This is a genomic window from Pseudomonas sp. NPDC087639, from assembly GCF_044743385.1.
In the GTDB taxonomy this organism is placed as follows: Bacteria; Pseudomonadota; Gammaproteobacteria; order Pseudomonadales; family Pseudomonadaceae; genus Aquipseudomonas.
Map to the genome: position 1 here is coordinate 36275 of NZ_JBIUWI010000029.1, position 18774 is coordinate 55048.

General features: G+C 59.2%; 9 protein-coding genes. 6 read left to right on the forward strand and 3 right to left on the reverse strand.

What is annotated here, in order from left to right; translation table 11 throughout:
* Window positions 1-142 precede the first annotated feature (142 nt).
* From ACIOVB_RS14430 to ACIOVB_RS14455, 6 genes are read left to right on the forward strand one after another with little or no spacing between them, the layout of a single operon-like run.
* Entirely contained in the window at window positions 143-856 is a 714-nt protein-coding gene (locus tag ACIOVB_RS14430; protein WP_401268662.1) for an RDD family protein, read from the forward strand.
* Window positions 853-1830 (forward strand): stage II sporulation protein M, encoded by a 978-nt coding sequence (locus tag ACIOVB_RS14435; protein WP_401268664.1) that lies wholly within the window; start codon window positions 853-855, stop codon window positions 1828-1830. Before ACIOVB_RS14430 ends, ACIOVB_RS14435 begins: the two co-directional genes overlap by 4 nt.
* Complete coding sequence (locus ACIOVB_RS14440; protein WP_401268666.1) at window positions 1817-3361, forward strand: DUF4129 domain-containing protein; 1545 nt, start codon at window positions 1817-1819, stop codon at window positions 3359-3361. Before ACIOVB_RS14435 ends, ACIOVB_RS14440 begins: the two co-directional genes overlap by 14 nt.
* Window positions 3358-4521, forward strand: coding sequence for a DUF4350 domain-containing protein (locus ACIOVB_RS14445; RefSeq protein ID WP_401268668.1), 1164 nt, complete (start codon window positions 3358-3360; stop codon window positions 4519-4521). Before ACIOVB_RS14440 ends, ACIOVB_RS14445 begins: the two co-directional genes overlap by 4 nt.
* Window positions 4518-5519, forward strand: coding sequence for an AAA family ATPase (locus ACIOVB_RS14450; RefSeq protein ID WP_401268671.1), 1002 nt, complete (start codon window positions 4518-4520; stop codon window positions 5517-5519). The genes ACIOVB_RS14445 and ACIOVB_RS14450 overlap by 4 nt, the downstream gene beginning before the upstream one ends.
* A complete protein-coding gene (locus ACIOVB_RS14455) occupies window positions 5516-6847 on the forward strand; it encodes a DUF58 domain-containing protein (protein WP_401268673.1) in 1332 nt (443 codons plus the stop codon). Before ACIOVB_RS14450 ends, ACIOVB_RS14455 begins: the two co-directional genes overlap by 4 nt.
* 8 nt (window positions 6848-6855) lie before the next feature.
* Here ACIOVB_RS14455 and ACIOVB_RS14460 read toward each other — a convergent pair whose 3' ends face one another.
* Genes ACIOVB_RS14460 through ACIOVB_RS14470 form a run of 3 tightly spaced genes read right to left on the reverse strand, consistent with a single transcriptional unit; the run spans window position 6856 to window position 18697 of the window.
* A complete protein-coding gene (locus tag ACIOVB_RS14460; protein ID WP_401268675.1) occupies window positions 6856-10896 on the reverse strand; it encodes a hypothetical protein in 4041 nt (1346 codons plus the stop codon).
* Window positions 10889-14980: a neuraminidase-like domain-containing protein gene (locus ACIOVB_RS14465; RefSeq protein ID WP_401268677.1), complete on the reverse strand. Its 4092-nt coding sequence runs from the start codon at window positions 14978-14980 to the stop codon at window positions 10889-10891. Before ACIOVB_RS14465 ends, ACIOVB_RS14460 begins: the two co-directional genes overlap by 8 nt.
* Before the next feature lie 54 nt (window positions 14981-15034).
* Window positions 15035-18697, reverse strand: a complete 3663-nt coding sequence (locus tag ACIOVB_RS14470) for a Tc toxin subunit A (protein WP_401268678.1) — start codon at window positions 18695-18697, stop codon at window positions 15035-15037.
* Between the last annotated feature and the right edge of the window lie 77 nt (window positions 18698-18774).

Here is an 18774-nt window from a genome sequence, read left to right on the forward strand (position 1 = left end):
TCAACCGCGGTCGCGGCCAGCCTCGCGTCATTCAAACACCTGGCGTCACACGATGTGCAATACATAGTTATGTCGTTTCCCCCCGAGAGGCTGCTAGCATCGGCCCCACTTGCATCCCGAACAGGCGAACATCAGGAAGCCCATGCTCGAGCCCACAGCACCGCCAAGGAAAGCACCGCTGGATACGCGGCATCAGGTCGAAACGCCGGAAGGCATCGACTTGCCGCTGCGACCCGCCGGGTTGATGGTGCGGGCCATCGCCTTCGCGATTGACCTGAGCATTCGCGGCGCGGTCATGGGCGTGCTGTTCATCGTCCTGGCGTTTTTTGGCAAGCTCGGCATGGGCCTCGGCTCGCTGCTGCTGTTTGCGGTCAGCTGGTGGTACATGGTGCTGTTCGAAGTGCTGCGCCAGGGACGCTCGCCGGGTAAGCAATGGATGGGCCTGCGCGTGGTGCACGATGACGGCACGCCGATTGGCTGGTCGGCGTCCTTGCTGCGCAACCTGTTGCGCTTTGTCGATCTGCTGCCATTCGGTTATTTCCTCGGCACCCTCAGTTGCCTTAATCACCCGACCTTCAAGCGTCTGGGCGACATCGCCGCCGGCACGCTGGTGGTCTACAGCGAACGCCCACTAACCCGCCCGCAACTGCCCGCCGCCGAACCGCGCCGCGCGCCGATTGCTCTCACCCTCAGCGAACAGCGAGCGCTGCTCGGATTCGCCGAGCGGCAGGCCGAGCTGACACCGGCGCGGGTCAATGAACTGGCGGCGTTGCTGGCCCAGCCGCTGCATATTTCTGCGCCCAGGGCAGTCACCGAACTCAACGGCATCGCCCGCGGCTTGTTGGGTCCGACATGAAGCAAAGCCTTTTCGAAAATCGACACAAGGCCGAATGGGAGCGTTTTGCGCTGGCCCTTGAACGTCTCGAACGGGGTAAGGAAACCTCACAAGTGGCAGGCTTCCCCAAAGCGTATCGGCACCTCTGCCAACATCTGGCACTGGCGCAGGAACGCGGTTACAGCAGTTTTCTCATCGACTCGCTGCAACAACAGGTATTGCGCGGTCATCAACAGCTTTACCGGCATCGCAGTCGTTTGGGCGCCAACCTGTTGAGCTTCATCCTCGCCGACTTCCCGCGTCTGGTGCGTGCCGAATGGCGTTTCGTGCTGGCCGCCGGCCTGTTGTTTTTCGGCAGCCTGATCGGCGTCGGTGTGCTGGTCTATGTGTTTCCCGAACTGGTCTACAACCTGCTCCCCGCCGATCAGGTGCGCGAGATGGAGGGCATGTACGACCCGGTGGCCGGTCACCTCGGGCGCCCGGCCGAACGCGCGGCCAGCGAAGACTGGGTGATGTTCGGCTACTACGTGATGCACAACATCGGCATCGCCTTTCAGACCTTCGCCAGCGGTTTGCTGATGGGGGTGGGCAGTGCGTTTTTCCTGTTCTACAACGGCCTGGTCATCGGCGCCGTGGCCGGGCATCTGAGTGAAATCGGCTACGGCCAGACCTTCTGGTCATTCGTGGTCGCCCATGGTGCCTTTGAACTGACAGCCATTGCCCTGGCCGGCGCGGCAGGTCTGCAACTGGGCTGGGCGTTGATCGCACCGGGACGCCTGACCCGTGCCGAAGCGTTGAAACGCGCCGCGCGCAAAAGCGTGCTGCTGATCTGTGGGGTCATGTTGTTCCTGCTGATCGCCGCGTTTATAGAAGCCTATTGGTCGTCGAAAACCAGCGTCGCTCCGCTCACCAAATATCTGGTCGGTGCCGCTCTGTGGATGTTAGTGGCGAGCTATTTGCTGTTCGCCGGAAGGACACGCCATGCGCCTGAGTGACGCAACCGTGGTCATCCGTCCGCGTACCACCTGGGAAGCCATGGATCTTGGCGTGCTCATGAGTCAGCAGCATCGACGCTTGTTGATGACCAGTTGGGCCATCGTCACCCTGCCGCTGTTCGCCTTGCTCAGCATATTGCTGTGGGATTCGCCGTCACTGGCGGTGTTTATTTTCTGGTGGCTGAAACCGGCCTATGAACGCCTGCCACTGTACATCCTGTCCAAAGCGCTGTTCGGCGAAACGCCGACGCTCAGACAAGCCCTGCGTGAGTGGCCGCGCCTGCTCAAACCGCAACTGCTGGCCAGCCTGACCTGGCGACGCCTGAGTTTGAGCCGCAGTTTCCTCATGCCCGTGGTGCAACTCGAAAGTCTGGATGGCGACGCCCGTCAGCAGCGTTTGCAGGTGTTGCTACAACGCAACGCCGGCGCCGCACAGTGGCTGACGATCATCGGCGTGCATCTGGAAACGGCGCTGTGGATTGGCCTGATGGTGCTGTTCTACCTGCTGTTACCGCAACAGATCGAAACCGACTGGGACTGGCAGTCGTTGATCCTCGCGGCGGATCAGGACTGGCGCTGGCTGGAGCACCTGACCAACGCCTTTTATGCACTGGTGCTGGTGGTGTGGGAGCCGATTTACGTGGCCTGCGGTTTCAGTCTCTATCTGAATCGGCGCACACAACTGGAGGCATGGGACATTGAACTGGTGTTCCGCCGTTTGCGCCAACGCCTGAACAGCAGCGTGGTCGGCGCGCTGCTGGCGGTGTGTCTGCTGCTGCCGAATGTGCCCCAGGTCTGGGCGGCCGAGCCCGTCAGCAGCCCGGATGCGCCGCGCTTGTTGAATCAGCCGCTGACCAGTCAGGAATCACGTGACAGCGTCAAGGCCCTGCTTGAACAAGCGCCATTCAAGAACAAGGAGTCCGTCACCCGCTACCGCTTTGGCGACGACCCGGCGGCCCCGGCAAAATCCGAGAAGGACGGTGAAGCCCCGCAGTGGCTGAAGACCCTGCTCGGCTGGCTCGACGGCCGCCACTTCAATACCTTGGCCACGCTGATCGAAGTGGTGTTGTGGGGCACATTGATTGCGGGACTCGGCTGGCTGGTCTGGCGCTATCGGGAGTTTCTGCAAACCTTCGTCAGCCGGCCGAAACTGCCCGCCCGCGCCAAGCGACCACCCCCGCAGCAAGCCTTCGGCCTGGATCTGAACCGCGACACCCTGCCAGACGATATCGCCGCCCACGCCGAACAACTCTGGCAGAGCCAGCCCCGCGCAGCCTTGAGTTTGCTCTATCGGGGCCTGCTCAGCCATTTGCTGCACGACTTTGCTCTGCCCCTGAAAGACGCCGACACCGAAAGCCAGGTGCTGGCGCGTGTCGAACAGTTGCAGCGTCCGGAATTGCTCGCCTTCAGCCGCACGCTGACCACGCACTGGCAGAGCATGGCCTACGGGCATCGGATACCGGCGGCGCATCTGCAACAGGAGTTGTGTGATGGCTGGCGCGCCCTGTTCGGCCATGGAGTCAGCCGTTGAACCGGCGCACGCTGTGGTGGATTGGCGCATTGATCGTCGCGCTGCTGGCTGCGCTGAGCATATTCCTGTACCTCAACGCCAAGCCGTATCAGGAGCAGATCGATCACGGCCCCTCACCGGCCGCGCAGGCCAATCCCTATCTGGCGGCAGAAATGTTTTTGCGCGAGCGCGGCATCAAAGTCGCCCATGCCGAAAGTCTGGCAGTGCTGCCGGACACCGATCCACGGGGCCACACATTGCTGCTGTTCAACGACCGTTCGCGAATGACGCCGCGTCAGGTCGATCAAGTGTTGAACTGGACGCGGGCCGGTGGGCGGCTGGTGTTTGTCGCCGAATCGCTGTGGGATGAGCAGGCGAAACAAAGCAACGACCTGTTGCTTGACCGCGTGCAACTGCATCAGTCCATGAGTAAAGATCTGAAGGATCCCCCCACCGATCAGGAACAAGACCCTTTTCCGAAATTGACCAAGCTGTACATGGAAGATGAAGACGCGCCGGCCTATGCGGGGTTCGACACCGACTTTCACCTCGATGATCCGAAAAATCTTGCCCAGGCCTGGGCCAACAGCGCCAAAGCCACGCACATGATGCAACTGCCCTACAGCCTCGGTTCGATCACCGTGGTTACCGATGCCGAGTTGTGGAAAACCCCGGCCATCGCCCAGTACGACAACGCCTGGCTGCTCTGGTACCTGAGCGCCGACACCGACGTCACGCTGATCTACAACACCGAGCACGATGGCCTGTTGACGCTCCTCTGGCGCTATTTCCCACAAGCCATCGTCGCCCTGCTTGCACTGATTGGCCTGTGGTTGTGGCAAGCCGGCGTACGCCACGGCCCGCTTCAGGCGCCCGCCTCGACTGGCCGTCGGCAGTTGCAGGAACACCTGCGTGCCAGTGCCGATTTCATGCTCCGGCACAACGGACAGCAGTCGCTATTGCAGGCGTTGCAACAGGACGTATTGCGTCGTGCCCGGCGACGGCACCCTGGTTTTAATCAATTGAACGTCGCCGAACAATGGCTGGCGCTGTCGCGCCTGACACGGCAACCCACCCGAGCCATCAGCCAGGCCATGAGCCCGGTGCCGAACCGGCGGATGTCCAGCGCCGACTTCTGCCGCCAGGTCGCCCACCTGCAAACCTTGAGGAACACGCTATGACTGAACAGATCGAGCCCGGCAGCGCCAGCCACGCCGCCCAGCAACGCCAGCGTGCCAGTCAACTGGCGCAAGCGGTGCGTGGCGAATTGCAGAAAGCCGTGATCGGCCAGAACGCGGTGATCGACGACGTGCTCACTGCACTCATCGCCGGCGGCCACGTGTTGCTTGAAGGCGTTCCCGGACTGGGTAAAACCCTGCTGGTACGCGCATTGGCGCGGTGCTTCGGCGGCGAGTTCGCACGCATTCAGTTCACCCCGGACCTGATGCCCAGCGACATCACCGGCCACGCGGTCTACGACCTTCAGACAGAGCAGTTCAAGCTGCGCAAAGGCCCGTTGTTCACCCATCTGTTGCTGGCCGACGAGATCAACCGCGCCCCGGCGAAAACTCAGGCCGCGCTGCTCGAAGCCATGCAGGAACGCAAGGTCACCCTTGAAGGCCGCGCACTGCCAATCGCTCAGCCGTTCATGGTGTTGGCCACGCAGAACCCGATCGAACAGGAAGGCACTTATCCACTGCCGGAAGCTGAACTAGACCGCTTCATGCTCAAGGTGCGCATGGACTACCCGGACGCGGATCAGGAATTGAACATGGTGCGACAGGTCAGCCGTTCGACCCGCGCCGACATGCTCGATGTGCAGCCACTGCGCACCGTGCTGCAAGCCAAAGATGTGCAAGCCTTGCAGCGCATTGCCAGTGATTTGCCGCTGGACGATCAGGTGCTCGACTACGCCGTGCGTCTGGCGCGCAGCACCCGCACCTGGCCAGGCCTGATCCTCGGTGCCGGGCCGCGCGCCTCGATCGCACTGGTGCGTTGTGCCCGCGCACGGGCGTTGTTGCGCGGCGGCGAGTTCGTGATCCCGGATGACATCAAGGGCTGCGCACTGGCCGTGCTGCGCCATCGCGTACGCATTGCCCCGGAGCTGGACATCGAAGGCCTGCAAGTCGATCAGGTGCTGCTGCAACTCCTCGACCAGATCCCGGCGCCGCGCCTGTGAAACCCGCACGCCTGCTGCTGATCTGGCTGGCCATGCTGCTGGTCATCGGCATGGTGCTGGGCACTTTGCGGGCACTGGAGGTCGACATCCCGGCCAGCGTGCTATCGATCAACTGGGGATTGCTGCTGGCATTGTTGGCGCTGGCAATGCTCGACGCGCTGCGCCTCAAGCGCCTGCCGGCACTGCGGATCAAACGGCAGATGCCCGGCAGCCTTGCGCTCGGGCGTTGGGGAGACGTGCAGCTTGAGGTTGAGCATGACTTTGCCGAACCCCTGAACATTCAGATATTCGACCATGTCCCCGATGGGCTGAGCTTTGAAAACCTGCCACTCAGCGTCGCGTTGCGGCCCGGTCAAACCAGCCAGATCGGATATCGCCTGCGGCCACTCAAACGCGGTCATTTCAGCGTCGATGTGTGCGAAGTCAACCTGCCAAGTCCGCTGGGTCTATGGTCAGGCAAACGCCTGTTGCAGGTTAGCGATAGCACCCGCGTTTACCCCGACTTTGCCCGGCTATACGGCGGTCAGTTGCTGGCGGTGGACAACTGGCTCAGCCAACTCGGCGTGCGCCAGAGACAACGTCGCGGCCAGGGTCTGGAGTTCCATCAACTGCGCGAATTCCGTGAAGGCGACAGCCTGCGCCAGATCGACTGGAAAGCCACGGCACGCCAGCGCACGCCGATTGCCCGTGAGTATCAGGACGAACGCGATCAGCAGATTATCTTCCTGCTCGACTGCGGCCGGCGCATGCGCAGCCAGGACGATGAACTGTCGCACTTCGATCACGCACTCAACGCCTGTCTGCTGCTCAGTTACATCGCCTTGCGCCAGGGTGATGCCGTTGGCTTGATGACTTTTGCCTGCGATCAACCTCGCTATCTCGCGCCGGTCAAAGGCACCGGCCAACTGAACGCGCTGCTCAACAGTGTCTACGACCTCGACAGCAGCCAGCGCCCCGCCGATTACCAGGCAGCCGCCAATCAGCTGTTGGCCCGGCAAAAGCGCCGGGCGCTGGTGGTACTGGTCAGCAACCTGCGCGATGAGGACGATGAAGAACTGCTCGGCGCCGTCAAACGCTTGAGCACGCAACACCGAGTACTGGTGGCGAGTTTGCGTGAGGAAACACTCGATACGCTGCGTAATACGCCGGTGCAAACATTGCCTGAGGCACTGGCCTACTGCGGGGCGGTGAGCTATCTGAATGAACGGGCAGAACTCCATGAGCGGTTGAGTGCTCACGGAGTTCCGGTGGTGGATGTTCGGCCTGCGGAGTTGGGGGCCGAACTGGTGACGCGGTATCTCAGTTGGAAACGAAGTGCCGCGCTTTAAACTGTCGATCAGCTCACGACCGTGACATACACGGCACCACTGTCCGAGGTGCCATCTGGGTTGTCGAGCTTGACGGCGAGGGAAACGTTATCCGTTATAGCCATCGGTCTCCAATGGCTCTGATATCGCCCCTTGTGATCGGTAGTGGTTTCGAAGAATGGTGCTCCATTATTTGAGACCTGGATCTTTCTGTCAGGCATCGGCTCTCGAGACTCCTTACCCACGATCAATGCAGTCATGGTTACATAGGTCTGCAAGGGAACCGGATTGGGCGAAGCGACAACGGAGGCCACTGCCGCTGGACGTTCAATGACGGTCAACCACAGCGTTTTCACATCCCAGCCAGCCAAACCGCCCTTTACCGACGCCCACAAAGCAGCCTCACCCGATGACCCGAAGGTAAAACTACACGTTGCCTTGCCATCGGCATCCGTCAGTGTTGCCGGTATCGATGTGTTGTCGTGCTCCCACATCACCTCGACATCTGCCATAGGCTCCCCGGTATTTGCCGAAACAACCCATGCCTGTGCGGTCATTTGCTGGCCGGGATAGCCGCCGGGCTCATCAATGACCAACGCGCTGATCTGCCGAGGCTCGCTCAGAAAATACGCCATCGAAACCGAATCCGAATACAGCTCATCCCCCACCGTTGCCGTCAGTGCAAACGCCCCGGGTGTGGTTGGTACAAAGGCTATTTTCGCCACGCCGTAAAAATTGGTGGTCGACGTCACGACACCCAGATCAGGACTGCGCCACGTCACCGTCACCCCCACCATCGGCTTGCCGCTGACCACCGAGATGACGGTGATCTGTTCAGACACAACCTCCCACCACAGCAGCGTCTTGTTGATCCGCTGGCGCTCGGCGATTTTCACCACCTGCGAGCCTTGACCCACCGAAAATGCGTTGACCGGTGACAGGCGCGCCAGCCGAGAGGACGAGAGGCCCAGGCCAAAGCTTCCGTCCTTGAGATCGCCTACCCTGAATTGGTAGGTCAATCCTGCTTCGCTGAAATACCTGGGTTCGCCAAGCCTGGGTTCTTCAAAGCGTATGCCCAGTTCCGTTGGCCCGGTGTCCATCATGCCCAGCGTCAGATACTTGCCAAACAAGGCACTGCCCTGCGGGGCTTTCACGTCAAGTCTGTGTTCCCCATTGCGCCGCGGGAAGAACGTCTGTGTTCCCAATGACTGTTCCACTTGCCCATCAAAATTGAGCGTCACCTCTTCCCACGGATCACTCGCCAGCGCATTGACCGTCATCGAACGGGATTCTTCGAAGCCGTCATACGGACTGATCACCCGGGCCTCGACCGTTTTGCCCCCTCCCGTGGCGGGCACAAAGGGGAAGCCACTCCAACCGTCAGCAGCGGTTTTGTGCTCTTGGTTTTTTTCATCCACGGTCCAGTTCACTGGTACCTGATCCACGGCAAGGTCTGTGAAATGAGACACCAGCTGCACCCACATCCACGCGGGATCCTGCCCGACAACCGGATCCACCGCTGACTCGTGCGACGCCTCGATCCTGAATTTGTTGTGACCCATCTTCATCTGGTTGGCATCGACTCGACCCAAAGGCGTCTGGAAAAGGAGGGAAAAATCAGCCGGTGCCGGAGCGCTTGAACAATCGAGTGTCCAGGTTGCGCCACCATCCTCCAGCCACTGCTCAGTTATCAAAGCAGGCTCGATCGTGATACCCAGCTTGTCCGGTGTGTCGCCACTCACCCACAACGGAGCGATATTCAACCCCACCAAAGGACTCAACGCGTGAGGCCTCAGGGTGTAGCGGTGCCTGGCCCCTAGACATGGGTAGAGTTGCTGCCCCCTCGTCGTGGTCATCTGATCCAGTACCACGGACAATTCATCCTGAAAATCACGCTTCATCAGGCGCCCGAAAAATTCTCGATCTTCAAGCCCTGCACAAGTCAATCTCATCTCAAACATGCTGCTGATGCTGCCCGTAAGATCAGACTCCAGTGTCCAGCTCAGGCCGCCCTCGGCGGGCAAAGTCTTGGGTGTTCCGATGTCACTCGCCACCAGGCCGATACCCGGCTCGCTACCCCGCCACTCGAGCGTAATGTTTTGGCCAATCAATGGGCTGCCGGGTAACGCCTCGACTTGCAAGGTGTGTGTCTCCCCTCGGTAACACACGACTCCCTTGATATGGGGGATGGATAGGTTATCCACCTTGATCTCCACCTTGTCTTTCCAGGAACTGGTCGCAATCGCTTTCACATCGAATTTGCGCTCAATGCCCACCGCACCTTCGTAGGCCTTGACGCTGGCGGTGACGACCTGCTCGCCGACCTGTCTTGGCACGAAAGACAGACTCGCCCAGCCACCGGTGCCGGTGCGGGTCGAAAACGGGCCATCGAGGGTGTCCCAGTCGACCCGAGCGTCGATGACACCCTCGCCGTCGCCGCTTGCTGTGACATGCACCACTTGCAGGCGCAACACCACAATTTCCCTATCCGCCACCACCGGATACTTGTTGGCCTCGCGCACGTCGGCAATCCGCACGATGTTGCGCGCCAGCGACATGATTTTTTCGGGAGCCGGCAATTTGAGCATTGAGCAAACCAGTGACAGTTTGAACCGGCCGTCCAGCCGATCCTCGCAGGTCAGCGTCCAGCCCATGTCGGGTGTTTCAACAAGCACCGGGGACCCGACGGGCGGTTCGACAACCACACCGAGTTGCTCATGCCCATCGCCGCTCCAGCGCAACGCCATCGTGGTGTTCAGCAAAGGACTGTCGGCGGGCAGGCGTACCTGCAATTCATGAGTCGAGCCCCGGTTCGGGTACCCGGGGGTGTCCCAGTCTGTCGGTGCTCCGCCAATGATTTCCTTCAGGTCGCTCCACGGATCCGTGGCCAGGACCTTCACCTCAAACGGCATGCTGACTTCGCCTTCGGTGTAGTAAGGACTGGCAACCGTTGCGGTGACAACAACATCACCCGCCGCCTCCGGCTGGTAATAGAACTCGGCCCAGCCTTGCTCATTGGTAACCGAAGCGGCTTTGACGCCTTGCCCTGCAACCGACCAGTTCACCGTTTGGTCTGCAATCGCCTGGCTGGTGTAATACGACACCACACGCACACCCAGCCATACGCCCTGGTCTTCATACTCAAGCACCGGATAATGACTGGCTTGCTGCTCATCACGAAATGCCAGACGGTGATGTCCCAGTGAAATCGGGATAGTGAAAGGTTCGGCGGAGTACCGGTTGCGCAAGGTCAACGCAAACTCATAGCGCTCCTCATCCCCCACCCACGGGCAATCGAGCAGCCATTCGGATTCCAGCGATTGATCGACACCCCAATCAGGTGTCGCGATGATTGCTTCCCGAGGGTTGCCGACGCTGCTCAACGAAGCCTCGGTGTTTTCCCAGGCATTTCCCGGCTCAGGCAAGAACGTCAACCGATGTGGAGTGCCAAGGATCGTCGTTCCCAGGCACAGGTGTAACGCAGCGCCTGGCGCCAGAGTCTGATCATCGAGGCGCATCTCTTGCAGCCTCAATGGTTCCAGATGCAATTGGAGGTCAATGCGGGTGATACAGACAGACGAACGGGTATCTAAAGGGTTGGCCGCGACACCACTGACCTGAACACTCAGCTCCTCCCCACTATCAAACGCCAACTCATCCAGTGACGCTCTATAGGCAATCGGCAGGAACTCCAACGGCTGCCCTGCCGCCAGCCGGGCTTGATCCTGTTCAAGGTTGCGTGAATCCCCTTTCCTGAGCTCGATGCTCAATAGCACGTCGTCGCCCTTAAGGATGCGCAACCAGCCGGAATCGCCTGACCAAGACACTCCGGGCCGCAGTTCGCAGAGGAACGACAATTCGTACCTGGCATTGGCGTCGGGTTTTTTAGGGATCGCAAAGGCCTGTGTGGCAAAGCTTCCAACCCCGACATCCATAAAATTGGTGAGCCAGCCCTCATACATTTCCGCTGCCAAACCTACTTGGCCTTTTCGAGTCCACTCGTTCAGCCGGTCATTGAAATCGCCATTACGCACCAGACTTTCATTCGCTTGGATGACTGGATCATTCATGACTGCGTGCCCCTTTGAACGGTTTGTCCAGCCTGGCGTTTTCAGCCTCGGTGACCAGATCCATGACTTTTTGGATGAAGGTCTGCTCACCAGCCTTGGCGGTGTAGCGGATGCGCACAATGATGTCGGTCAACGAGGCGAGCATTGCTGCCTGCGGCTGTTTTTCCGGCCACGGGCACTTCAGTTGCCAACTGGAGATCGCACCGGTGTTCTCAAACGGATTAAGCATCCCCTCATCGGGCTTCATGGCGCTCAGGCCGTTGTCGGCAACCCCGAGCGACAACGCTATTTGCTGAGCGCTGCGCAGATTGATCACCACATCCGATGGCGCGACCCCGATCGGATTGTGCAAGTACTGCACCGACTGCGTGGTCGATCGGGTCGCCGTCATACTGCTGATCTGGAGCAAGGTCGCGCGGACATCTTCGAAGGGTCCGGTCAGTACCGGCAGATCGACTTCCACCGAACTGATCTGCCGGCAGAAGTGGCCCGGATGATCACGATCAAACAGCAACTGGGTCAGCTTGAACTCCAGCACGCCAGTATCTTTCAATTGCTCCAAGGCATCCGCCCAGTCGGCAACCCCCACCTGGCGCTCAACTTCGTCACTGAACAAGTGCCGCAAGGAGACGGTTTTGACCAGTTCCAGCCGTCGCTCCTGACGTTGCAGGTGTTCACGTTCCAGACGCAGCAGATGCCCACGCAACTGCTCACCGGCGGTCAGGCCATGGCGGTGGTCGAGCCAGACCTGGGGCAAGGGGATCTGCGCATCGTAATCGCCGGTTTCGGCAGCCAGTGAAGCCTGGGCGCTGAGGCACAGGCTGATCACCGCATCGTAGGCCTGATAATGCAGCGCCTTGAGCTGACCGAGCATCCAGCCGAACAGCTCGGCGTTGCTGGCGCGTTTTTTCAGGTAGTTGTAAACCGTCAATGCCTGAGCGTTGCCCCTGAGGGTTTGCTCAAGGTTGGATCGGGCAGCGGTGACTGAATGGGTTTGCGCTACGATCTGCGCATCGATGGCCCGCACCTCCGCCAGAGCCTGGTCGCGTTGCAGGCCCCATTCGCCACGGCGGCGACGGTAACCTTCGGTAGTGGCCTGACTATCGGCGTCGATCTGCAATAGCGAAGAGGCAACCTCCAGGCCGAAAGCGACTGCATCGAATGCATTTTCGGGCTTGAAACCACCATTGGACATACCATAGATTTTTGGCAATGCCGCAATGACCCCGCCTGCGGTTTTGACGACTTTGGCCTGCAAGGTGAATGTTTTCGACTGTTTCAGGCTTGCCATGACCTGATACTCAATCGCCGAGACGTTGTCGTTGTAGCGCGCTGCGTAAGCATCGGCCCGTTCCTGCGCCACTGCCCGGCTATGCTGCAGCGCCGTCACGCTGGCCTCCAACTGAGCGATGGACTGTTCCTGCACCGTCTCGGCGTAGCTGCCCAACTCCACCAGATGGTTTTGCTGCAACTCTTCCTGCTCGGCGCGATCGCGTCTTTCAAGCAAATTCAGCACCTGACTGCCGTAATCCTGCAACGCCTGCACCGCGCGCAGCGCGACTTCGAACGTCACGCGCCAGCGGAACGCATTGACCACCAGCCGCCCGCCCATCGGTCTAGGCCCGGCCACGCCACCGGACGCCAGGTCACGCAACAATTGATTAGGATCAGTGGCGGGGCTGAACAGGGGGATATCCAGCGGTTTGCCATCAATGGTCTGGTTGTTGCGCAGGCCATACATCCGTCGATGGGGGGCTTCGAACAGGTCGAGCAACGACTGATTGATCGGAATTTCAAAAGGCCCGCACGCCAACAGGCCGAGCATGGGCGGGGTATCCGAGGCGAGCGGAAAATCCGCCAGGCTGAAATTCAGCGTCTGCTCAAAAGCTTCGAGCCTGGGCCGCGAAGCGCTCTGATTCAAGAGGCTTTCGACTGTATTGGTTTGCCAACGGGTTGCCGTGCTGGCGGAGGGCGCCTCGCCCATCAGAAACCCGGCCTGGACATAGCACAACTTGGCCGCCACCAGACTGTCACGGGTCAGTTGCCGGTAATACCAGTCACCCCAGGCCATCAGGTTTTTCACATAATCGGTGAACACCAGAATCTGGAAGTGCGCGGGGGCGGCGTAGCCAATGGCATCCGGGTCTGTGGGGTCTTGCGTTTCGCAACCCGGCTCGCCTTGAACGGTGTCCAAAGGGCGGCAGCGCCAATACCTCGGTTTCGGATTGGCAGTGGGTGGATCTGTGACAGGATCGGCAGGTGCCTGAGGATCGAACAGGTAATGCAGCCAGTTTTGTGCTTCACGGAAGCGCTCTTCATCGCGCAAGCGCGTGGCCATCAAATGCGGCAGATGAAAAAACAGTTCCCAGAAAAACAGGCCGTTGGCCCCGTTGAACGCACCGTTGGGTTCATCAAACACCACACCGGTGGGCGGTGGCTCCGGCAAGAACTGGGTTTCCCAGTCCAGGACGGCATCCACGGAAATATTCGAGCGCTGCACCAGTTCCGGCCCAAACAATGAATTGAGCCGGGTGAACTTCAATGCAAGTCCGGTCTGGTTGAAGGAAAGAAACTGCGCGGCATCAACGGTATTTTTGTGCAGGGTCGGCGGGGTGAAGTCCATGAGGTCGACAATCCTCAGGTCGAACAACACTTCTCCCCCCGCCCAATTGGGAAAACCTAATGAGAACGTGGTCGGGTTCGGCCATGATCCTTTGGCTCGACTGCTTATCCACGGCGCCGTGACCCAGCCGCCCGCCTCATCAACATCCTGGACTATCGGGCTTGGGTCCCCGCCTGCCTGGTTTATCCCCAACGTCATTTTTTGCAAGGCACTGTCACGTCCCGTGGGCCGGCAAAAACCCTGCACCATCAGTAGATCGCTTTCATCCACCCGCAGAGCCATGACCTGCACATCCAGATGCGGCGTCATGACGCCCGGTACCTGCACCCGTGGAACAACCGTCACCTGACTGCTCAGCGGGTGCTGAACCGTTTCGTTGCTGACGAATCGGTGTTGCAGCGCCAAATCCAGCCAGCCCCCGCCGTCGCCGCTGACGGGGCGCATCAGTACGTCATAAACGGCGAAAACCCTCAGATCATCAGGTTCAGACCCTGCCGGTACGAACTTGCCCGACATCAAAACACCCAGCTTGCCCTTGGGATCCAGATAGTCGGTGCGCACGCTCGCAATCAACCGCGTGTCCGGCAAAAGCGCACGGTCATACTCCGAACTGTGCAGGTTCAACGGTGCCGACCATTGGCCGTTCTGCGCCATGAACGCCAGATTGATTTCAAGTTTGTTCGGGGTGTATTCGCCCGCTACTTTGCTGGCGACCTTGTCACGCCATTCGGCCCAGACCAGACACAACCGGCCATTCCACACCACCGGGCGAATATCCAGCACGCGGTTGCCGGACGGAATCTCCACGGCTTGCCACTCACTCCAGGCGGCCGGATTGACTGCAACGGTGGAGGCGCCTAGTTCAATTTCGGCCTTGCGCCAGAAATACTGGAACGGCTGCACACGTTGACGCCCGACAAAGTAATAATCGGCGCGGGCAGGCGTTGTGCCCTCCATGTAGCAACTGATCACGTCCAGATCGCAGGTCTTTTCGAAGTCCTGCAAATAGTCCTGCAGGGCAGCCTGAACGGAATCGTTGTTCAAACGCGCCTGGTTGAGGTTGTTTTCCAGGTTTTTGAACAGACTGGTCTTGCGCAGACGCACAAAGGGATTGATGAAGTTTTCCGGGTAGCACGAAATCATCTGCACCGCCGCCCAGTCTGGGTAGTTGTTGCAAAGCTCCCACTCCTCCAGATGCCGCTTGTCGAACCGCTGTGTTTCAAAGCCTGGCTCAAGCTTGCGATACACCGCATGAATGTACTGCTGCGCACAACTTGTTGCTTCGGCCACCCAGGAGCTCTGCACCTGATAGGTGTCCAGCGGATCCATGCGCAGCAGTTCGAACAAATCGGTCGGCGTTTTCACAAAAGGGTATTTCGCATTGCCAACCTGGCCGATGCAGTATTCGAGCAGCGCCGAACGGCGCTTTTCCAGCAGCCCGCCAATATTACTCAGTGCCATGATTCAGCTCCTTGGGGTAGAACCCGGGGACAAACGTTCGCCAAGCAACATCGCTTACCCCGGTGTCGAACCACTCGCAAAGGTGATGGAGTCGACGAATGTTCTTTCGGCATCTCCACCTTGAGTGCGAACCGAGAAGATGAAGGTGCCGCCCGTCGAACTGGAAACAAAAGCCCGTGTGAGCCCCTGCTGGTCGGTGAACCCCTGCGATGGCCGTATCGTCGCCAGTGCATTTTTTTCGGGGCCGACGCTCTCTGCAAACCATTCAACCAGCGAGTTTTTTCCACGGTTTGCGTACCTGTCCTCAAGCAGGGCATAGAGTTCGACTTCCTGGCCTTGCGGCACATCCCCCAAGGGGGTTGGCGACAGTTCCGCAAGCGGAAAAGACAGTGATTGGACTTCGAACCCGATCTCCAAAGGAGGGGCGTACTCCGGGTCAAACAAGTCCAGCCAGAAGATTGGCGTATCGGTGCCCATGACCTTGCCTGGGATGAACTCGGCCAACAGCGTTCCGTCTATCTGGGTCGCGCCTGTTTCCATGCGGCCCAAGGTGGCCTGCCAGTAAACGTTGACACCACTGAGCGCAGCCCCTTTGGCATCGCACAGGGTCACCTTATAAGTGATGTGTTCGCCAGGCTTGTTGGCCACCACGTTGTTGTCACCCTGCACTTCGCACGTGGTCGTGACCAACGCCTTGAGGTCGCCCGGCACATGCACCGTTGGCGCGCGCGTATGAGACTCGCCCAACAGGGCAAGTTCGGCAGCGTTTTCATAAGCTTGTTTGTCGACGGTCTCGGGCAAGCTGCCGATCAGGAAAATCGTCAACGCATCCATTCCGGTTTCCGCGGACAGCACCCGGATCCGCATCAACAGATCAAGTTGACTGAGGTTTTTCAGCACCTTGAGGTCCGTGGGATCAATGCGACTGACGCACTCACGTACTTCCTGCACGCTCCAGCCAAAAAAGTCGGCCAGTTTGATGGCGGCAGCCTGTTGGGCAAGCTTCATCGCATCCCCCGTGACGGTGGGCAGTGCATTCACCTGGCGCAGGTAGTCCAAGAGTTTCTGCGCCGGCTGTTCGCTCAAGCCGAAGGCCCGGGTAAGCGTCGTCAGGTAATACAGCGTGCGCAGCGACAACTCATGCTTGTTGGTCTGAGCAAGCCAATCCCTGTAGCCGTAATCCAGATAATCGAGCAACAGCGCGGCACTCAGTCCCAGCGTCGTCACTACCTCGCTGCGACGTCGTACCTCCGCCAACAGATCGAGCATCGGGTTGGCAATGCGGATGCGCGTTCGTTCGGGTTGCTCCGAACTCGCGTCGGTTAGCTCAAGCACTTGTTGCAGTAACTGATGAACCGTGGCATTTGCCCAGTTAAGGATCGGTATTGCCTGTTCCACACCCACGCCGGCATACACGGCCAGCGTCTCTTTCACCAGCGACGTCTGAGCATCCCGGACCTGCAACAGCACTCGGGTCATGATGTCGATGATGTTCTGGCGCAACAGTGGTTCGATCACGCCCAAGGCACTGTCGACCGCCCACTCGATTTTTGCGTGGACAAAGACCAGGTACTGCTCGGCAGTTCCGACATATGGCAATACCAGACCATAGGCATCGACAATCGGACTCAGGTTATTGGCATGTATTGCGAGGAATTCCAGCCAGTTGGCGGCCCCGGCAGGCGGCACACCCGCCATCAGAAAAGCGCTATTGGACAACAGTGCCGTCGGCAGCAAATTGCGCAGCTGCTCGAAAAACTGCAGATCCTGCTCAGTCGGTTCCAGCGCCGGTTGCGCAGCGACGGCGTGTTGCAACACCCACAGCACCGGCAGATTGCTTTGCGCGCACCATTGAACGCAGCTTTGCATGGCTTCGATCAGTTCCAGCACATCCGGTGAACCAGCCGGCACGGTGTGGATATAAGGAACACCCGCCACGCCTTTGACCCACGAATCCCCACCCATCAACGACAGCATCAGCACACCTTCGACGGGAGTAATGTTCAACAGTCGGGGCAGTCTCACCAGGCGGTAAAAGGCGCTGATAATCGCCGGACTGCGCGTCAGTTTTTCCGTCAGGCCGTGCGCGTTGGCCACCGTCATTGCCAGGTAGTAATAAGTCTGCAGGTCGATCGCCAGACCGCTGCACAACTGGCTGATCGTCAAATCAACCTCGCCCGGCACCGGCGCCAGTGCAAACTCACCGTTGTCGAGTCTCAAGGGTTCGCGATAGCCCACCTGATTATTGAAAATCCGGTCGAACTGCGAGAGCGCGTCGCCACGGCCATAAACCGCCAGTTCGCCCATAAACACAGCAAAGTCGGCGGCTGTGCATTCGTAGCGCTCGCGCAAGGTCTGAAACAGGCCAAGTGCATGCACGACGCCGCTCGACATGTTCATTTGTTGCAAATCGATTTTCGGTCCACTGCCGCGCGGCACCGCCCTGATGGCTGCCACCAACACTGCATCCAGCTCGTCAAAAGGCAATCCGACCCAATTGGCCAGACGCACCATCTGATTCATCCGGTCATAGCGGTTGAAGCCAGTTTCGTCGTCGGGATTTGCTGTCAGGCGAGGGAGTAACAATGACTCGTCGTCGATCCGCACCGGCGGAAAGGTGTTGTTGTTGATGTAGACCGATCCTGAACGCTCGCTTTGCGGTATCTCGGGCGCCTCATCCGGGTAGGTCACATTGGCTGAACGTACCGGTGCAAAATCGCGAATCGACAGCAAGGCTTCGATCTGCGTACTGGTCAACTTTGTCCGCTGGCCTAAAAACGCAAACTGATTAAGGTTTTGATACTTATCGAGATTATCAGTACCGAAATTGTGCGCGTAGAAAGCCTCGGCCTCATCGAGCCCCGCACGCGGCTCTGTCAATATTTGCCGCTGATAAGGGCCTAGCCGCGACGCATGAGCAAAACCGGGACCGGTATTGGGGCCACGGGCACTGGCTTGCAGAAAATACGGGTACGCTAGATCAACCCTGTGCTCGAAATCGCCCACCGACAGGCCATGAGACTGGGCAATGCCATCAAGCGTGACCCAATGCTGGTAGTACGGCAGGCCATTGGGGTAGCGGGCTTCGATCAACGCGTCTTCAATCGACGCACTGTTCTCGCTTTCCGTGTTCGCAACAATGAAAGCTTCCAGCACCGAGACAATGATGTCGACCGAAGATATCGACTGATAAACCGCATTGAAGTCGACAGACAACGGCAGCAAATCAGTACGGCGGTTATGCAGTCGAAATTCCGCCGGCGGATTGTCTACAGACTCGATACGGTCTCGAATCCAGCGCAACAGTTCAATCAGATAAGCCACTGGCGACAACAGTGACTCCAGTGCATTCGGCGGACACAGTGCGGCAAAACGTGTACCGATCAGATATTCATAACTGGGGCCGTCAACCATTGATAACAAACCGCTTGAACTACGTGTTGCAGTGGTCTTTTCGCCGGTCAGGGTTTGCTCGATAAACTGGCGACGCAAAAACGTGGCCATGCTGTTGGCCGAGCGCAGAAACCGCCGCGCGTCATCGGGGGTTACCCGCTGTTCCCTGACCAAGCCTTGAACGCCCTTCTCCACCAAAGGAAAAATCGATCCGCCCTTCTCGAGGTAGGCTTTCAGGTTTCCCAGCCCGATGTTTTGTACTTGTTGCTCCTCAGCAAACAACTGATCGAACAGTTGCAGGACTGGGCGGCGCGAATCGACCATGATCAGGTTCCTTGAGGCGACAACTGGCCCGAACAGCCTGCCGCTTCCGGCAGACTGCGTATTGAGTGAGTACGATT

What these genes read in the sequence shown, in the direction of transcription:
- ACIOVB_RS14430 (WP_401268662.1), top strand. Translation starts at nt 143, where the DNA reads ATGCTCGAGCCCACAGCACCGCCAAGGAAAGCACCGCTGGATACGCGG.
- ACIOVB_RS14435 (WP_401268664.1), top strand. Translation starts at nt 853, where the DNA reads ATGAAGCAAAGCCTTTTCGAAAATCGACACAAGGCCGAATGGGAGCGT.
- ACIOVB_RS14440 (WP_401268666.1), top strand. Translation starts at nt 1,817, where the DNA reads ATGCGCCTGAGTGACGCAACCGTGGTCATCCGTCCGCGTACCACCTGG.
- ACIOVB_RS14450 (WP_401268671.1), top strand. Translation starts at nt 4,518, where the DNA reads ATGACTGAACAGATCGAGCCCGGCAGCGCCAGCCACGCCGCCCAGCAA.
- ACIOVB_RS14460 (WP_401268675.1), bottom strand. Translation starts at nt 10,896, where the DNA reads ATGAATGATCCAGTCATCCAAGCGAATGAAAGTCTGGTGCGTAATGGC.
- ACIOVB_RS14465 (WP_401268677.1), bottom strand. Translation starts at nt 14,980, where the DNA reads ATGGCACTGAGTAATATTGGCGGGCTGCTGGAAAAGCGCCGTTCGGCG.
- ACIOVB_RS14470 (WP_401268678.1), bottom strand. Translation starts at nt 18,697, where the DNA reads ATGGTCGATTCGCGCCGCCCAGTCCTGCAACTGTTCGATCAGTTGTTT.